13 protein-coding genes are annotated in these 15462 nt (G+C 48.3%); 2 read left to right on the top strand and 11 right to left on the bottom strand.

Features of this window, described 5'->3' with window-relative positions; translation table 11 throughout:
• Positions 1 to 236: 236 nt before the first annotated feature.
• Positions 237 to 4127, bottom strand: a complete 3891-nt coding sequence (gene purL / locus MKR94_RS12310; protein ID WP_241647176.1) for a phosphoribosylformylglycinamidine synthase — start codon at positions 4125 to 4127, stop codon at positions 237 to 239.
• Positions 4128 to 4396: 269 nt separating this feature from the next.
• Between purL and mltF the strand changes: the two genes are divergently transcribed.
• Positions 4397 to 5848, top strand: coding sequence for a membrane-bound lytic murein transglycosylase MltF (gene mltF / locus MKR94_RS12305; protein WP_241647175.1), 1452 nt, complete (start codon positions 4397 to 4399; stop codon positions 5846 to 5848).
• On the opposite strand, the gene tadA is transcribed toward mltF, so the two are convergent.
• Together tadA and MKR94_RS12295 are read right to left on the bottom strand one after the other, a co-directional pair.
• Positions 5845 to 6357: a tRNA adenosine(34) deaminase TadA gene (gene tadA, locus MKR94_RS12300; protein WP_338328025.1), complete on the bottom strand. Its 513-nt coding sequence runs from the start codon at positions 6355 to 6357 to the stop codon at positions 5845 to 5847. The genes mltF and tadA overlap by 4 nt on opposite strands.
• Positions 6358 to 6610: 253 nt before the next feature.
• Positions 6611 to 7510: a TIGR01777 family oxidoreductase gene (locus MKR94_RS12295; RefSeq protein WP_241647174.1), complete on the bottom strand. Its 900-nt coding sequence runs from the start codon at positions 7508 to 7510 to the stop codon at positions 6611 to 6613.
• 604 nt (positions 7511 to 8114) lie between these two features.
• Between MKR94_RS12295 and MKR94_RS12290 the strand changes: the two genes are divergently transcribed.
• The gene (locus tag MKR94_RS12290) at positions 8115 to 8375 is read left to right on the top strand and encodes a YfhL family 4Fe-4S dicluster ferredoxin (protein WP_241647173.1); all 261 of its coding nucleotides are present in this window, start codon (positions 8115 to 8117) and stop codon (positions 8373 to 8375) included.
• Here the strand turns inward: MKR94_RS12290 and acpS are convergent.
• From acpS to rseC, 8 genes are all read right to left on the bottom strand, one after another.
• A complete protein-coding gene (acpS, locus tag MKR94_RS12285; RefSeq protein ID WP_099824705.1) occupies positions 8372 to 8752 on the bottom strand; it encodes a holo-ACP synthase in 381 nt (126 codons plus the stop codon). The genes MKR94_RS12290 and acpS overlap by 4 nt on opposite strands.
• On the bottom strand, positions 8752 to 9483 hold the full coding sequence (gene pdxJ, locus MKR94_RS12280; RefSeq protein WP_241647172.1) for a pyridoxine 5'-phosphate synthase: 732 nt from the start codon (positions 9481 to 9483) through the stop codon (positions 8752 to 8754). Before pdxJ ends, acpS begins: the two co-directional genes overlap by 1 nt.
• Positions 9484 to 9524: 41 nt before the next feature.
• Entirely contained in the window at positions 9525 to 10247 is a 723-nt protein-coding gene (gene recO, locus MKR94_RS12275; RefSeq protein ID WP_241647170.1) for a DNA repair protein RecO, read from the bottom strand.
• A 3-nt stretch (positions 10248 to 10250) separates the two neighbouring features.
• Positions 10251 to 11156 (bottom strand): GTPase Era, encoded by a 906-nt coding sequence (gene era, locus MKR94_RS12270; RefSeq protein WP_241647169.1) that lies wholly within the window; start codon positions 11154 to 11156, stop codon positions 10251 to 10253.
• Complete coding sequence (gene rnc / locus MKR94_RS12265) at positions 11153 to 11833, bottom strand: ribonuclease III (protein WP_048912471.1); 681 nt, start codon at positions 11831 to 11833, stop codon at positions 11153 to 11155. Before rnc ends, era begins: the two co-directional genes overlap by 4 nt.
• Positions 11834 to 11953: 120 nt before the next feature.
• Complete coding sequence (gene lepB / locus MKR94_RS12260) at positions 11954 to 12925, bottom strand: signal peptidase I (RefSeq protein ID WP_241647168.1); 972 nt, start codon at positions 12923 to 12925, stop codon at positions 11954 to 11956.
• Positions 12926 to 12942: 17 nt separating this feature from the next.
• The gene (gene lepA, locus MKR94_RS12255; RefSeq protein ID WP_241647222.1) at positions 12943 to 14736 is read right to left on the bottom strand and encodes a translation elongation factor 4; all 1794 of its coding nucleotides are present in this window, start codon (positions 14734 to 14736) and stop codon (positions 12943 to 12945) included.
• Positions 14737 to 14980: 244 nt separating this feature from the next.
• Positions 14981 to 15460 carry a SoxR-reducing system protein RseC gene (gene rseC, locus MKR94_RS12250; protein ID WP_241647167.1) on the bottom strand — a complete coding sequence of 160 codons (480 nt, stop codon included), beginning with the start codon at positions 15458 to 15460 and terminating at the stop codon, positions 14981 to 14983.
• Positions 15461 to 15462 lie beyond the last annotated feature (2 nt).

Below are 15462 nucleotides of genomic sequence, written 5' to 3'. Positions count from 1 at the left end.
ATTATTGCTGAATTGCTCAGGGAAGTCACTGGACAAGAAAATAAGGTGCCCCACGACTGTGATGTCCAGATAAGATAACGCGTTATCAACTCTAGGACAGAAGGCACCTTATTGGCATCATTTTTATTTATGAATCACAAGATCATCATAACAGTAAATGAATTCAGCGAATCATAACAACAAAGCCTTGCAGGGCGAATAGCCCCACAACGCTTTAGGAGTTTTCCAGAATAAACTTAGCCTAGTTGTTTACGTGCATTTCTGAACAGACGCATCCATGGGCTATCCTCACCCCAATTTTCCGGGTGCCATGAATTGCTGACAGTACGGAACACACGTTCTGGATGCGGCATCATGATAGTGACACGCCCTGAGGTATTGGTCACCGCCGTAATACCGTTCGGCGAGCCATTCGGGTTAGCTGGATACTGTTCTGTCACTTGACCCTGGTTGTTCACAAAACGTAAAGCAGCGAGCTTACTGTTTTCGAGTTGCTGTAAATGTTCGTTATTACGCACTTCCACAAAGCCCTCACCATGAGAAACCGCGATAGGCATCCGTGAACCGACCATTCCCTCTAATACCAGTGAAGGACTGTCGACCACTTCGACCAGACTGAAACGGGCTTCAAAGCGCTCAGACTGGTTGCGAACGAAACGTGGCCACAATTCGCTGCCCGGAATGATCTCATGTAAGTTGGAGACCATCTGGCAACCATTACAGACCCCAAGGGCTAAGGTTTGGTCACGGTTGAAGAAGTCGGCAAAGGTATCGCGCACGCGAGGATTGAACAGGATAGACTTCGCCCAGCCTTCTCCTGCCCCGAGCACATCCCCATAGGAGAAGCCGCCACACGCCGCGAGCATATGGAAGCCATCAAGGTTGGTGCGTCCTGCCAGCAAATCGCTCATATGAACGTCGCGCGTGTCGAAACCGGCGCGGTGGAAAGCCGCCGCCATTTCTACGTGAGAGTTAACACCTTGCTCTCGTAATACCGCTAATACAGGACGAGCCCCAGTAGCAATCATCGGTGCCGCAATATCGTCGCTAGGATCGAAGCTCAGTGACACATTCAGCCCAGGATCGCGCTCATCTAATTTCGCTTGGTGTTCTTGATCCGCGCAAGCAGGATTATCACGCAGACGCTGCATTTGCCACGTCGTTTCCGCCCACCATTCACGCAGTTGTGAGCGTTTTTCTGAATAGACAGGTTGCCCTTCGGCTACCAACGTAAAATGGTCCCCTGAGCAAGCGGAGCCGATAATATGAAGTTCGTTATCTAGCCCTTGCTCTGTAAAGACCGCTTTTACGGTATTGAGATCTTCACGTGCAATTTGTAACACAGCCCCCAGCTCTTCATTGAACAACGCGGCAACAGGTGGAGTACCCAACGTACTGATATCTGCATTAATACCGCAATGACCAGCGAAGGCCATCTCTGCCAGCGTGACCAATAACCCCCCGTCAGAACGGTCATGGTAAGCCAGTAGTTTTCGCTCACTGACTAATTGTTGAATAGCAGTGAAGAAACCACGAAGCTTCTCGGTATCGCGAACATCTGCCGGGTGTTGCCCCAACTTACGATAAACTTGTGCCAACGCTGTCGCGCCGAGGGCTTGATGTCCCTGGCCAAGATCGACCAGTAGCAGTAAGTTATCACGATCCGTTTTAAGTTCCGGGGTAACCGTTAAGCGCACATCCTCGACGCGCGCAAAGGCCGTGATTGCAAGTGACATTGGAGAGATAACCTCACGGTCTTCCCCCTGCTCCTGCCAACGCGTTTTCATCGACATGGAGTCTTTGCCCACTGGGATAGTTAAGCCCAATGCCGGGCAAAGCTCTTCACCGACGGCTTTTACCGCATCGTATAACCCCGCATCTTCGCCTGGATGGCCCGCTGCAGCCATCCAGTTTGCAGAGAGTTTGATCTGTTTTAAATCGCCAATCGCCGTAGCAGCTAAGTTAGTCAATGCTTCGCCCACCGCTAATCGTGCTGAGGCAGCATAATCAAGTAAGGCCACTGGTGCACGCTCACCCATGGCAAACGCCTCACCCGTATAGCTATCCAAACTCGTCGTGGTCACGGCACAGTTTGCAACGGGAATTTGCCACGGTCCCACCATCTGATCACGCGCCACCATGCCGGTCACCGTCCGGTCACCGATAGTGATTAAGAAGGTTTTTTCCGCTACCGCCGGCAGGTGAAGAACGCGTTTTACCGCTTCAGCCAGGTCAATATCTTGGGCAGTAAAGCTATCCCCTTTCGCCTGCTGACGACGCACATCACGGGTCATTTTCGGGGTTTTACCCAATAGAACGTCCAGTGGCATGTCGATAGGTTGGTTGTCGAAGTGCGGATCTTCTAATGTCAGGTGCTGTTGCTCTGTCGCTTCACCGATTACGGCATAAGGTGCGCGCTCGCGCTGACAAATGGCATCAAATTCGGCTAATTTATCAGTATCGATCGCTAAGACATAACGCTCTTGAGATTCATTACACCAGATCTCTAACGGCGTCATGCCCGGCTCATCATTTAGAATTTTACGGAGATCAAAGCGTCCGCCCCGTCCCCCGTCTGAAACCAACTCTGGCATGGCATTCGAAAGTCCCCCTGCCCCTACATCATGGATAAACAGGATGGGGTTTTCTTCACCACGTTGCCAGCAGCGGTCGATAACTTCTTGGCAGCGTCGTTCCATTTCAGGGTTATCTCGCTGTACCGAAGCAAAATCGAGATCTGCATCAGATTGACCAGAATCCATCGAGGAAGCTGCCCCGCCGCCCAGACCGATATTCATCGACGGGCCGCCAAGAACAATCAGTTTTGCACCAACGGTAATGTCACCCTTTTGAACATGGTCGTCACGGATATTACCGATGCCACCCGCCAACATAATAGGTTTATGGTAACCACGGATCTCATCACCGTTATGGCTGCTAACCTTCTCTTCATAGGTCCGGAAGTAACCGTTTAGCGCCGGGCGACCAAATTCGTTATTAAACGCAGCGCCCCCTAGCGGACCGTCGAGCATGATATCCAGTGCGGTAACAATACGCTCTGGTTTACCAAAATCCTCTTCCCAAGGTTGCTCAAAACCAGGAATACGTAAGTTTGATACCGAGAATCCGGTAAGGCCTGCTTTAGGTTTCGCTCCGCGACCGGTTGCACCTTCATCGCGAATTTCACCACCCGACCCCGTTGCGGCACCTGGCCATGGAGAGATTGCGGTTGGGTGGTTGTGCGTCTCAACCTTCATTAAGATATGAATAGGTTGTTGATGGAAATCGTACTGACCTGTCTCTGCTTCTGCGTAGAAACGCCCTGCAACAGAACCTTCCATCACCGCTGCATTATCTTTATAGGCAGATAGCACATGCTCTGGCGTGGTTTCGAAGGTATTTTTGATCATTTTAAACAGCGACTTGGGTTGCGCGACGCCATCAATCACCCAATCCGCATTAAATATTTTATGGCGGCAGTGCTCAGAGTTAGCTTGAGCAAACATATACAACTCAACATCATTGGGATTTCTTCCCAGCTGTGTAAAGGCGTTGAGTAGATAATCAATTTCATCTTCCGCGAGCGCGAGACCTAAACGAACATTCGCTGCAGAGAGCGCTTGGCGACCACCTTGTTGAATATCAATGGTGGTTAGCGGGTGCGGCGTATGTTGAGTAAACAGTTGTGCTGCGTCAGCAAGATCAGTAAAGACGGTTTCCATCATCCGATCGTGCAGTAAAGCCGCGACCTGCTCGAATTGTGCTTTATCAAGCTCAGGGGCATCGAGATAGAAAGCTAATCCACGCTCTAAGCGCTTCACCATCGGTAATTCACAGTTATGCGCAATGTCGGTAGCTTTCGATGACCATGGAGAGATGGTACCTGGACGTGGGGTGACTAAGAGCAGTTGCCCTTGCGGCGTATGCTCGGCCAATGACGGACCATAGCGTAATAATTTTTCTAAGCGCGTTGTTTGCTCATCGGTTAACGGTTGTGTCACGTCAGCAAAGTGCACATATTCGGCATAGAGTGAACGGACAGGTAACTGAAGTTCTTGAAAAGTGGTGACTAGCTTGTTAATTCGAAAGGCAGACAGGGCAGGCGAACCACGCAAAATTTCCATCATTAATCATCTCTCGTCGTCGGTATGTCTGGCTGACATACACTGGCGCTACAGTGGGAAAACGGCGCTAGTATAATGAATCTCGTCGCAATACGAAACCGTTTGCGCGGATTTTATCGTATGAGCTCTTCTCCGATTTGATGAACATTTATTGCTTAAAAAGTTGCTCTCTGGCGTTAAATTGCTCAGAATACGCTCCGTCTTGCGTTAAGAAATCAAAAGATTCACTCCCTAACATTAGGGAATCGCGAGCAGAACCGAGAGATAACTATTTGAAATGTATAAAATTTAATTATTTCTTTATCGGTCTTGTCACCTTATTATTAGCATCAGCTTTATGGCCAGCAATACCCTGGCACACTGGGAAACAAGATTCTCTTGCGCAAATCCAATCGCGCGGAGTGTTGCGTATCAGCACCCTAAATTCGGCGCTGACTTACCAACAGGTTAAAGATCAACCGCAGGGAATGGACTACGAACTGGCTAAGCGCTTTGCAGATTACCTAGGCGTGAAGTTAGAGGTCACCGTCCGTCCCAATATAAAGAGCTTATTTAACGACTTATCTGCGCAACATTCAGACCTTTTGGCCGCGGGCTTAAACTGGGATGAACATCGTGCACAGGAATACGTCGCTGGACCGGCTTATTACAGCACCTCGCAGCAACTGGTTTATCGTATCGATAAACCGCGACCTAAGAGCTTAAATGACTTGCAGGGAACCTTGAGTATTCTCGATGGGTCAACGTTTGCGAGTACGCTTGAGGCAGAGAAGGCCAATCGCTACCCCGCACTACACTGGGAAACCGAAAGGCATCTAGGACCTCAGCAGATCTTACGAGAGGTAGTAGAAGGCAAAATAGACTACACTATCGCCGATTCAGCGACGGTAGAAATGATGCAACGTATTTACCCCAAACTTGCTGTCGCCTTTACGGTAACGCAAGAACAACCGGTAAATTGGTACATCGCAGGCAATAAGAGTGACAGTCTGCATGCCGCCATGTTGGATTTTTTCAGTCAACTGAACGAGCAAGGAACATTAGCACGTTTAGAAGAAAAATATTTAGGGCATTCAGGACATTTCGACTACGTCGATACCCGGAGTTTCTTGCAAGCCGTAGATACACGATTACCGACGCTTAAGCCGGTTTTCGAGAAATATGCCCAGAACTTTGATTGGCAGTTGTTGGCCGCAATGGCTTGGCAAGAGTCGCATTGGGATCCTCACGCAACCTCCCCTACGGGAGTCCGAGGGATCATGATGCTTACCAAGACCACGGCAAGTAGTTTAGATGTCAGTAATCGACTCGATACCGAAGAGAGTATTCGAGGAGGTAGCGAATATCTGCAGCGACTGATGCAACGATTACCGTCTGATATACCCAAAGATGAGCGCGTATGGTTTGCGCTAGCCGCTTACAATATCGGCTTAGCCCATCTAATGGATGCACGGCAATTGACGGTAAATCAAGGAGCCGACCCGAATAGCTGGAGCGATGTAAAAGTACGTTTGCCATTACTCAGCAAAAAACGCTACTACTCGCAAACCACTTACGGTTATGCCCGTGGGCAAGAAGCCTACGATTATGTTGAAAAAGTACGTAAATACAATTTGAGTTTAGTCGGATATCTACAAGAGATGGAGCAACTACCTCTCGATCCGCCTCATACACCAAGTGGTATTTCCACCACCCCGGTGGAACCACAATTAGTGATGAACTAACTCTCTTGAGCCCGCGCCGCAAGGCGTGCGGCTTTTTTTTCGGCCCGGCGTTGCCTGAAAAAATCACTGAGTAAAGCACCACACTCTTCTGCCAATATTCCCCCACAAATGGTCGGCTGATGATTCATCCCAGGATGGCGTAAGATATCGACAAGCGACCCCGCTGCACCCGTTTTTGCATCACTGGCCCCAAAGACAATACGACCAATACGACCGTGGATCATCGCGCCTGCGCACATTACACAGGGCTCTAACGTGACATAGAGCGTTGTATCAAGTAGTCGGTAATTCCCTAGGGCCTGCCCCCCTTGGCGGATTGCCATAATCTCCGCATGTGCAGTCGGATCGTGTTCATTGATCGGCAGATTCCACCCCTCGCCAATCACCTGCTGTTTATAGACCAGTACCGCGCCAACAGGGACTTCACCCAATGTATAAGCGCGTTGCGCGAGTTGTATCGCATGGCGCATCCATTTTTCGTCATCATTAGGGGGAATAGTATTGTCCACAGTCGCAATCCTTAAAGCAGTAAATAACGGGGTATTATACGCATTGCTCACTATTTTAGGGCGAGATTATTGATGCAGGAGTGTCACCTATCGGTCGTTAAGTTATATAAGCTGGGTGTTATATTTTTAGAAAGAGTTTACTCACTCTTAGTGGGGATAATAGGGTTAAACCCTTTCTTGAAAAATCATCCTCTATCACAAAATCTGGTTTCATCATGGTAACTCGTTTGGGGAGGAAACCCCTCCCCCTATTCTATTTACCGACAACGTCTTCGAGTGCGGGTTGCAGTGCGGTATAACGAAACGTATAACCCGCATCAATAAGTCGTTGAGGAACAGCCTGCTGCCCACCTAACACTAACACAGCAGATTCGCCCATCAGACAGCGGACTGCAACGGCAGGGACACGCATAAAGCAAGGGCGGTGCAATACTTTTGCTAGCTGAGTACTAAATTGTTCATTACGAACTGGCGTTGGAGCAACCATATTAAACGGCCCTTTCAGGGAAGGCTGGCTTAGTAGGAAGAGAATCGCATTGAGCATATCGTCAATATGTATCCACGGCATATATTGCTGGCCATCCCCAAAAGGTCCCCCAACACCAACACGAAATGGCATTACCATTTTTGCGAGCACACCGCCCTCTCTCGACAGCACGACACCGGTACGTAATAAACAGACTCGTGTATGGGGACTTTGCGCCGCAAGCGCCAGTGTTTCCCAGCGTGAGCAGAGCTGCCAAGTAAACTCTTGATGTGGCGAGCTCTCTTCGGTCACCACTACTTGCCCTTGATCACCGTAATAGCCTACCGCTGACCCCGAGATCAAAACTGATGGTGGTTGGGCGCTAGCCTTAATTAACTCGGCAATCTTTTCCGTTAAGTGCCAACGGCTGTCACAGAGTTTCTGTTTCTGAGCCGTCGTCCAGCGTTTATCGGCAATTGGCTCCCCGGCAAGGTTAATCACCGCATCGAAACCGTCTAATGACCCTAACCCCTCGAGTGAGGTTAACAGTTCCACTTGAGGGCCTAGAAGCTTAGTCGCCCGCTCAGGCGAACGCGTTAACGCAGTAATAAGATGTGATTGCTTTAACAGCGTCTGAGTAAGACGCTGCCCTATCAACCCTGTTGCACCAGTGATGAGAATTTTCATAGCCTGCCTCTTAATTATATATCCACCATAACAAGGGGGACTCTGCTACTCAGCATAGTCTATATCTAAGCAATCACCCGGACTGAGAGACTATGGTTTCACGGGTTAGTAACTAGGGAGCAGACAATGAGTGACGCAATTCCGACAAATCCTTCGGGGTTACATACTCCGAAAAATCGTGCAGCATTGCTCCAAAATACAATCTGTTCTGGTATGGCCGGCTCCGCAGGGCGCAGCAGCAGGAAAGTGACTGTAAAAGTGACGAGGCTAATAAGAATTTTTAGCGCTGTTGGGGTGCTTCTCGCTATCATTAACTATTATCTTAATTTTTAAATTTCCAAACCAATTTTTATCTAAAAAGTACTAAAGCTGTTGTTGAGTTATTTCTAACCCATTATATCCTCACTTGCCTATTTTCGTTCTAAAACCACTCACTCTTCAGTTTACGTTTTCTGACTAAACTGCCCCATTAATGTCCTACGTTAAATTAATAACGATAAAAATAGCTTATCCTACTCTCCAGTAGAGATAAGCGACGACCTACCTCAACGGATGGGCGGCAAATCGACAATGAAATAATGAATTTAACGAGTAGAGGAAAAACGTGGCATTACTGATCACTGAACGCTGCATCAATTGTGATATGTGCGAACCCGAGTGTCCTAATCAGGCCATCGCATTAGGCGCTAAAATCTATGAAATTGACCCGACTCGTTGCACCGAATGTGTCGGACACTACGAGGCACCGACCTGCCAGAGTGTCTGCCCCATCTCACATACGATTGTTCACGATACGATATGGCGAGAGACACCCGACCAATTGTGGGAAAAGTTTGTACAGCTCTATCCTACCCTAAACGGTTAACTTTCGAAGATCACCGTTGCGCAGGCGTAGCGACGCTCATCGGCGAGCGTCACGTGGTGGTGCTGAATACCCAATTGCTCCGCTAGAATCTCCGCTTGCCCAAGTAATCGTAAACAAGGCTTGCCGAGCGGATTATTAAACACTTCAAATTGATTAAAGGCTAAACCGTTACGAATACCCGTACCAAAGGCTTTAGCTGCCGCCTCTTTCACCGCGAAACGCTTCGCTAAAAATCGCACGGGTTGATGGTGTTGTTGATATTGTTGCCATTCGCTATCGGTTAGCACTCGTTTTGCTAACCGGTCACCTGAACGTTCTATCACCTGTTCAATGCGCGAGATTTCGACAATATCAGTCCCCAGCCCCACGATAGCCATTAGCGTCGAGCATCCTGTAAGCACTGTTTCATCTCGCGAACGGCATCCGCCAGACCGCTAAATAACGCACGACCAATAATCGCGTGCCCAATATTCAGCTCATAGATCTCTGGTAATGCGGCGATGGCCTGAACGTTATGGTAAGTCAGCCCGTGGCCAGCATTCACTTTCAAGCCTTTTGATGCGGCATAGCTCACGGCTGCCCGAATACGTTCTAACTCTTTTGCCACATCCTCAGGATCCTGTGCTTCTGCGTAAGCACCAGTGTGGATCTCGATAAAAGGCGCTTTCGCAGTCACGGCTGCATCAATTTGCTGAACGTCAGGATCGATAAAGAGTGACACGATGATATTCGCTTGCTGTAGACGCGCCACTGCTTCATTTAATTTCGTTTGTTGTCCGGCGACGTCTAACCCACCTTCGGTAGTCACTTCTTCACGCTTTTCCGGCACAAGACAGCAGAAATGCGGACGCGTTTGACAAGCAATGTTAATCATCTCTTCAGTCACCGCCATTTCTAAATTCATGCGGGTCTGAATCGTTTGTCGCAGCAGGGCGATATCTCGGTCCGTGATATGGCGGCGGTCTTCACGCAAGTGCACGGTAATGCCATCAGCACCGGCTTGTTCTGCGACAAAAGCGGCCTGAACAGGATCCGGATAGTGGGTACCTCGTGCGTTACGCACGGTAGCGATATGGTCAATATTTACGCCTAAATAAACTTCCGCCATGCTAAACCTCATAGATAGTCACGAAAAAAGGACACTATTATTCACTCTTGCGGTTTATCCACGGGAAGCTGGAATTGCCGGAAGAGTGCTTGGCTTTTTAAGGGACGCCCCCCTAAGTACGGCTTTAACGCCATACGCGTAAAACGCTTTGCCGCCCGCAGTGTATCAATTTCTGGAAATTCGCGCTGATAAAAGGCGCGCAACTGACGGCCGGTGAAGGTGTGTGCTGTCGGCACAACACTAGCAATAAAGCCTCGTTCTTGCCGATAGTTATAAGTCATCTCATCACTGACTTCTTCACCGCTACCGGCGCAGTGTAAAAAGTCTACGCCGTACCCCAGATGCGCCAATAGCGCAAATTCGAAACGTCGTAAGACCGGCTCAGGAGAGCTATCAAGCGCAGCAAGCGATTGCAGACAGTGGAGATAATCAAAGAAAAGTGCTGAGTAACCAATTTCTTGGCCGAGGACTCTCATCAACAGTTCATTGACATAAAGTCCGCAGTAAAGGTAAGTCCCGCTTAACGGCAGTCCCATTGAGACAGGCTCGGCACTGCGTAACGTTTTGACTTCACCTTTCCCCCCCCATCGCATGAGCAGAGGAGTGAAGGGCTGTAAAGCACCTTTGAGGTTGGAACGGCGTGAACGAGCCCCTTTCGCCAGCACAGTGACGCGTCCATCACTTTCACTGAAGATGTCGAGCAGCAAGCTCGTTTCGCTGTAAGGGCGAGCATGCAAAACAAAAACGCGCTGCCAGCCCTCCATCAATTAGAGATCGTCGGTATAGCCTAGGCTACGCAGAGCACGTTCGTCATCTGCCCAGCCAGACTTCACTTTCACCCACAGTTCAAGGTGAACACGGGATTCGAACATCTCTTCCATGTCACGACGTGCTTCAATACCAATGGTTTTGATCTTGGTACCCTTGTTACCGATCACCATCTTCTTTTGGCCTTCGCGTTCGACCAAGATAAGGCCATTGATATCATAACCGCCCCGCTCATTGGCCACGAAACGCTCGATTTCAACGGTAACAGAGTACGGCAGTTCAGCCCCTAAGAAACGCATTAACTTTTCGCGAATGATTTCAGAGGCCATGAAGCGTTGTGAACGGTCAGTCACATAATCTTCTGGGAAGTGATGGTCGGCTTCCGGCAGGGTATTGTGAACGATACGCGCGATGGTATCGACGTTCTGTCCTGTTTCTGCACACAAAGGTACCACATCAGCGAAATTCATTTTTTGGCTGATCTGTTGGATATGGGGTAACAAGATGGTTTTATCTTGGATATTATCGATTTTATTGATGGCCAAAACCACCGGTACCTTGACCGATTTAAGCTTATTAAGCACCATCTCATCATCATCTGTCCAACGCGTGCCTTCCACCACAAAAACAATCAGCTCAACATCACCGATTGAACTACTCGCAGCGCGGTTCATCAAACGGTTGATCGCCCGCTTTTCTTCCATATGTAGCCCTGGGGTATCCACATAAATCGCCTGATAAGCGCCCTGTGTATCAATACCCATGATGCGATGACGTGTCGTTTGTGGTTTACGTGACGTAATAGAGACCTTTTGCCCCAGTAACTGGTTCAATAGCGTTGATTTGCCGACATTCGGACGGCCGACAATTGCGATAAAACCGCAATGTGTTACTTGTTCGCTCATTCAATTCCTAACTTAGTCAGTGCTTGCTCTGCAGCAGCCTGTTCTGCTTTGCGACGGCTAGAACCAATGCCAACCACCGCTTCATTCATACCACTCACTTGGCAGTGAATCGTAAATTCTTGATCATGGGCTTCTCCCCTCACCTGTACGACTAAATAGGCCGGTAACGGTAAGTGACGCCCTTGAAGATACTCTTGTAACCGTGTTTTCGGATCTTTTTGCTTATCACCCGGGCTGATCGCTTCCAGCCGTGATTGATACCAATTGAGGATTAATTTTTCTGTTTGTTGAATATCGCTATCCAAGAAAATTCCACCAATCAGCGCTTCCACGGTATCCGCTAAAATGGATTCACGACGAAATCCACCACTCTTAAGCTCACCAGGGCCTAAGCGTAAGCACTCACCCAGTTCGAACTCTCGTGCCATCTCAGCAAGGGTATTCCCTCTCACCAAGGTCGCGCGCATCCGGCTCATGTCCCCTTCATCAACACGAGGAAATTGACAATAAAGCGCATTCGCGATGACGTAACTTAAGATTGAATCCCCGAGAAATTCTAATCGTTCATTATGTTTACTACTGGCACTGCGATGCGTCAAGGCTTGTTGCAGAAGTTCCGGATGAGTAAAAGTGTAGCCTAGTTTACGCTGCAGCTTATTTATAAGAATGGGGTTCATGCTGTTCCAGTTATTCTTAGCGTCTGTTAATTGCACATGAAACAGGGCTGTATCAACTCACGGTTTCATGTGCAGTGGTGAAAAAATATGGGTTGAGTTCATCCTTGAACTCACTCCCTATCAATGGATACCACCAATACGGCTCAATCGTACGCCTGTTGGCCATTGACCTTCTTGTTTATCGAAGCTCATCCAGATAGCGACGGCTTTTCCGACCAGATTTTTCTCTGGAACAAATCCCCAATAGCGGCTATCCGCACTGTTATCACGGTTGTCACCCATCATGAAGTATTCTCCAGCCGGAACCACCCATGTTGATTGCGGTTGCCCCTCTTGCTGGTAGTAAGCATCAACTTGGCTCTGTGCTTGATTAACCAATAAGATGTTATGGGTGACATTACCAAGCGTTTCTTGACGCTCACCCAACTGCAGTCCGCCGGGTAACATACCTGCTTTAGAGATCTGATAAAAGCCATTACCCACTTCGTTTCCGTCAAAACCACTAAAGGTTTGTAGAAAATCACTTTTTTCCATTGACGAGTAGCTAATCGCGACAGGGTTACCGCAATGCCCTTCGCCACAGCCTGGGGTAACGGTTACCGTTTTACTGTCCGGATCAAAAACAATTTTATCTCCCGGTAAACCAATCACACGCTTAATGTAATCGACGGAGGGATCTTTCGGATATTTGAACACGACGACATCACCACGCTTAGGATGCCCAGTAGGGATTAGCGTAGTCTGCGTAATGGGATCTTTTAATCCGTAGGCAAACTTCTCAACTAAGATAAAATCGCCAATCAGTAAGGTTGGCATCATCGACCCAGATGGGATCTGGAAAGGTTCATAAATAAATGAACGCACGATAAAAACCACAGCCAGTACCGGGAATACCGATACTGAGGTCTCTACCCAACTTGGTTGACGTGCAATGCTGTCAAGCGCCGCTTTATCTAACGTCGTGTTCGCGTGATCTTGCGCCTGTTGACGCTTAGCACGGCGCGCCGGTGCCCATTTAAATTTATCCAGACACCACACAATACCGGTGAGTAAGGTCGCAACTGCCAAAATCAGTGCAAACATATTTGCCATGACCAATCCTTAATTAATTAATCTTTCCCAACATGCAGAATTGCTAAGAACGCCTCTTGTGGTAACTCTACGTTACCCACTTGCTTCATGCGTTTCTTACCATCTTTCTGTTTCTGTAATAATTTCTTCTTACGGCTCACGTCACCGCCATAACATTTCGCCAAGACGTTTTTACGTAATTGTTTGACGGTGGAACGGGCGATAATGTGGTTGCCAATTGCGGCTTGAATAGCAATATCAAACTGTTGACGCGGAATCAGTTCACGCATTTTTTCAACTAACTCGCGACCACGAGATTGCGAGTTATCGCGGTGAGTGATCAGCGCAAGCGCATCGACACGTTCTGAGTTAATCATGACATCAACACGAACCATGTCTGAGGTTTGGAAACGCTTGAAGTTATAATCAAGCGATGCATAACCCCTTGACGTGGATTTAATTCGGTCAAAGAAGTCTAAGACGACTTCAGCCATTGGAATATCATACGTCAGCGCAACTTGGTTTCCGTGGTAAACCATATTGGTCTGCACGCCTCGTTTCTCAACACAAAGCGTAATCACGTTACCGAGATATTCTTGTGGCAGCAGCATATGACATTCTGCAATCGGTTCGCGCAGCTCTTCGATATTATTGAGTGGGGGTAATTTAGACGGACTATCCACATACAGTGTTTCACCACTGGTCGTCACCACTTCATAGACCACGGTAGGGGCCGTGGTAATCAGATCCAAGTCGTATTCACGTTCTAAACGCTCTTGGATGATTTCCATGTGTAATAACCCAAGAAAGCCACAACGGAAACCAAAGCCTAAAGCGGTCGAGCTCTCTGGCTCGTAGAACAATGAGGCATCATTCAGACTCAGTTTACCCAGCGCGTCACGGAAATTTTCGTAATCATCAGAACTGACAGGGAAAAGTCCCGCATAAACTTGAGGTTTAACCTTTTTAAATCCTGGTAACGGTTTATCCGCCGAATGCTTCGCCGCAGTCAGAGTATCCCCAACTGGCGCACCGAGAATATCTTTGATGGCACACACTAACCAGCCAACTTCCCCGCTGCGTAACTCATCACGGTCAACGCGTTTTGGCGTAAAGATGCCCAGGCGATCCGCATTGTAGACCTGCCCGGTACTCATTACTTTAATTTTATCGCCTTTACGCAACACGCCATTTTTAACACGGATTAAGGAGACAACGCCTAAGTAGTTATCGAACCATGAGTCGATAATCAGCGCTTGTAACGGCGCGTCAATGTCGCCTTCCGGTGGGGGAATATCACGTACTAAGCGTTCTAATACTTCAGGAACACCTAATCCTGTTTTAGCAGAACATCTTACAGCATCCGTTGCATCAATCCCGACGATATCTTCAATCTCTTGAGAAACGCGATCAGGGTCTGCTGCAGGGAGATCAATTTTGTTTAATACGGGTACAACTTCCAGATTCATTTCAATTGCGGTGTAGCAGTTAGCCAGGGTTTGCGCTTCTACGCCCTGCCCTGCATCCACAACGAGTAGCGCACCTTCACAAGCGGCAAGAGAACGGGAGACTTCGTAGGAGAAGTCTACGTGCCCCGGCGTATCAATGAAGTTAAGTTGATAAGTTTCTCCATCCTGTGCGTGATAATCAAGGGTCACACTTTGTGCTTTGATAGTGATTCCACGCTCACGCTCAAGATCCATGGAGTCCAAAACTTGGGCAGCCATTTCACGGTCACTTAAGCCACCACAGGTTTGGATTAAGCGATCAGATAACGTGGATTTTCCATGGTCAATATGCGCAATGATGGAGAAATTTCTTATATTCTTCATTTCCGGGGATTTTTTCATAGTTTCCTGCAAAATTTATTCAGGTGGACACATAAATGGACCCATGATGCATGTACCCACTTTTTTACTGCGGAGCATATTACACGACAGCGGCAAAGACGTCAGCATATCAAAAGCCTTGGATGGCTTTTTTTTAAGACAATTTACGGGAAGAATTCCCAAGGAGTTCGGCAAGCAAACCTTGAAATGGCATTATACCGCTTGCTTGCCGACATAAATCGATATGTCACGAAGAATGAGAAGGATAGACAGAGTCGATGCGCAATTGATCGGGGCCTAATGCAACCGTTAATATCACAGGCTGAAAGGCGTGTTTTTCACCCAACGTCTTCGATAACAGCTTGGCGATAAGGAATCCCCCCACGCCACCTAGCAAGGCTCCTCCCGCGCTGGCCATATCGGTGTTGAACCAATATTGCAGTAAGCCTGCACCGATAAAGAGTCCGACTAATGGCGTAATGTAGACCATCAAGGCTGAGCTCAGTAAACTACTTTCCTTAATCCCTAACTCAATACGCTGACCGGGCTGCAAGGGCTTATCGCTATTCACTTGCATGACATGCGCGTTTTTAGGACCAAGTTTATTCAGCATTTGGCTACCACACCCTTTACGCGCAGAACAACTGTTACAGGTTGTTTTCGCCTCAGTATGCAGTGTCGCTACACCTTGGTCCCACGACACGACAGTCGCCCATTCTCTCATCATTG

This window comes from Rosenbergiella metrosideri, assembly GCF_022602565.1.
GTDB lineage: Bacteria > Pseudomonadota > Gammaproteobacteria > Enterobacterales > Enterobacteriaceae > Rosenbergiella > Rosenbergiella metrosideri.
Note: the sequence above shows the minus strand (reverse complement) of the source record. Positions and strands in the feature narration are given on the sequence as shown.